Source organism: Paenibacillus baimaensis, from assembly GCF_025567575.1.
Window position 1 is genome coordinate 1 of the sequence record NZ_JAOQIO010000056.1, and the last position, 3,491, is coordinate 3,491.

Consider the following 3,491-nt stretch of genomic DNA (forward strand, 5'->3'; position numbering starts at 1 on the left):
TACGGTAAAATTACTTGTTCGGGTGATCGTAGAAGGCAATGCAACGGGGAATGCTTTTGCGGACGCTATAGTGCTGGTGAAGGGCTAACGACTGATTGCCCTGCTATTTATTTGACTAGGCGATAGTCTGAGCAGTGGCACTATCAACGTCGATTGGTTGGACTATAAAAAGTAAACGCGTTAGACAAGTAAGGAAATACAATACTCAAATAATGGATGATGGGGGTACTCATGTATAAACGAATCTTTTTACGATCATTTAGTATCGTGCTCAGTCTTATTCTAATCATCACGAGTCTGGCTTCACCTGCGGCGGCAGCCGATAACCCAGGGATAGGGACTACAGGAAGCGTAAGTTCGTATGTATATACATTTTCCGAATGGTGGGACTTCAGAGTTTCAATATGATAGCAATGGGAATATGGTGAAGAAGACCAAAAAATAAAAGGTTATACTCCCGAGATTTAGTAAGAGCGCGACTCTCGTATGTGTATAAAGAACTTTTTGATTGGATCTTGGAAGACATACTGAGCAACGTCCATGCTGTATTAAATAGACGACGATACCTAACGTAGACACGATGAAAGTGAACTGAAAATTATCGATCTTAAGGAGTATGATCCGTGTTAAGAAGCAGAAAGATCCGAAAATTATTAACCATCCTCTTGATGTTTGCTTTTATCTTTCCTTTATTATCGGTTGAATATGTGGCGGGAGAGTCAGCGATACCCTTCAACGATCCGTTACATTCAACTACATCTGAAAACATATTATCAAATGGGAAATTAACAGCTACGGTCGGAATAACAGACAACGATATAAATCCTACTGAAGGTCGGCTCGCATCTTGGGGTTACACAGATGGCATCGCGCTAGATTACCATAACGTAAGTGTAGGATTTGATTTAGGGAGTGCAAAAGGTATAGGGAAAATAGAGTTATTGAACTATACGTCGACAACCCGATTAGGTTTAAGTAATTACACCGTGTACAGCAGTAACGACAACCTAACGTACGTACCCGTAAAAAACTGGACGTTTAGTTCGAACATCGTGAACGGTAAGATGGTGCATACCTTCACCTTTGCAAATCTGACAGCACGATATGTGAAGGTGCATCAGAATATAGCGGATACAAGTACCTATACGTTTGTATTGTTTAATCTACAAACCGATGCAAAAATATATGATCAAAGTATACTCGCACCGCAGATGCCAGCAACAGTAGGAGGAACAGCAAACGATATAGACCCTTTAGCCGGTCGACTCGTTTCCTGGGGTTACACAGATGGCGTCGCGCTTGATTTCGGTAACGCCAGTGTAGGATTTGATTTAGGGAGTGCAAAAGGTATAGGGAAAATAGAGTTATTGAACTATACGTCGACAACCCGATTAGGTTTAAGTAATTACACCGTGTACAGCAGTAACGACAACCTAACGTACGTACCCGTAAAAAACTGGACGTTTAGTTCGAACATCGTGAACGGTAAGATGGTGCATACCTTCACCTTTGCAAATCTGACAGCACGATATGTGAAGGTGCATCAGAATATAGCGGATACAAGTACCTATACGTTTGTATTGTTTAATCTACAAACCGATGCAAAAATATATGATCAAAGTATACTCGCACCGCAGATGTCAGCAACGGTAGGAGCAACAGGCAACGATATAGACCCTTTAGCCGGTATACTCGTTTCTTGGGGTTACACAGATGGTGTCGCGGTAGATTACGGTAACGTAAGTGTAGGATTTGATTTAGGCAGTGCAAAAGGAATCGGAAAAATAGAGTTATGGAATTATACGTCGACAACAAGATTAGGACAAAGTAATTATACCGTGTACAGCAGTAACGACAACCTAACGTACGTACCCGTAAAAAACTGGACGTTTAGTTCGAACATCGTGAACGGTAAGATGGTGCATACCTTCACCTTTGCAAATCTGACAGCACGATATGTGAAGGTGCATCAGAATATAGCGGATACAAGTACCTATACGTTTGTATTGTTTAATCTACAAACCGATGCAAAAATATATGATCAAAGTATACTCGCACCGCAGATGTCAGCAACGGTAGGAGCAACAGGCAACGATATAGACCCTTTGGCCGGTCGACTCGTCTCTTGGGGTTACACAGATGGTGTCGCGGTGGATTACGGTAACGTAAGTGTAGGATTTGATTTAGGCAGTACAAAAGGAATCGGAAAAATAGAGTTATGGAACTATACGTCGACAACAAGATTAGGACAAAGTAATTATACCGTTTACAGTAGTAACGACAACCTGACGTACGTACCCGTAAAAAACTGGACGTTTAGTTCGAACATCGTGAACGGTAAGATGGTGCATACCTTCACCTTTGCAAATCTGACAGCACGATATGTGAAGGTGCATCAGAATATAGCGGATACAAGTACCTATACATTTGTATTGTTTAATCTGCAAACCGATGCAAAAATATATGACCAAAGTGTGCTGGCACCACAGATACCGGCAACAGTAGGAATTGTAGAAGATGATACGGTACCAGCAACAATTCCTGTGATCAATTGGGGTATGGGTAACCCAACGGCAACTGACTATAACAGCCGTAGTGTAGGATTTGATTTAGGTAGTATAAAGGATATTGGAAGAATAGAGTTATGGAATAACTCGTTAACGACCCGATTGGGACCAAGTAATTACACCCTTTACACCAGCAGTGATAACATAACGTATACACAGACTAATAATTGGACATTTAGCTCAAAAATTGAGAACAATCAGTTGGTACATGCATTCACGTTTACCAATCTGACAACAAGGTATGTTAAGGTACATCAAAATATTGCGGATACGAGCACATACACCTTTGTATTGGGTAATCTACAAACATCGGGGAAAGTGTACAATCCACTTACTACTTACCTTTATAATAGTAGGAACCAACCAACGACTGTCTATTACTATCAAAAAGGTATCTTTTATCGAGTTGATTTTACATACGATAGTAATGGCAATCAACTTAAAAAGGTTGTTACCCAGCTAAAATTAGTTGAGTAACCTCTTGTGTTGCAAAACTCTGATGACGTAATTGATAAGAGACTCATCGGATGGTGCATACTTTTTCCTCACTTGTGGACAAAAAACATGTCAGAAGCGATCCCATCGGAACTAGTCCATCCAGCAAATGAATCATTAGTGTCAGGAGCTAGACAATATCCAATTGTGTTGGGGGAAATTACAAAGTAGCGGATAACAATCCAGCGATACAATGGTCAAGTGATCGGCAAAGTACTGAGATAATACAGAATGGGTATCCATGGATTTAGTAACCCCTTCGTGCCACATTATATTTCCCGAAAGAATTTAAACTTCAGTAGATTAATGATGCGGCAACACGGACAGATATTTTGGGTCAAAGCTATAGGAGTCTATCAATAATGGCTATATAAGTTGAACTAAAGGAATTCATTTCCAACCGTCGAATTAAAGATATACAACCTGAAA

General features: G+C 40.4%; 1 protein-coding gene. It reads left to right on the forward strand.

From position 1 onward, the window contains the following. Positions 1-668: 668 nt before the first annotated feature. The gene (locus OB236_RS15960; protein ID WP_262684884.1) at positions 669-3,044 is read left to right on the forward strand and encodes a discoidin domain-containing protein; all 2,376 of its coding nucleotides are present in this window, start codon (positions 669-671) and stop codon (positions 3,042-3,044) included. Positions 3,045-3,491 lie beyond the last annotated feature (447 nt).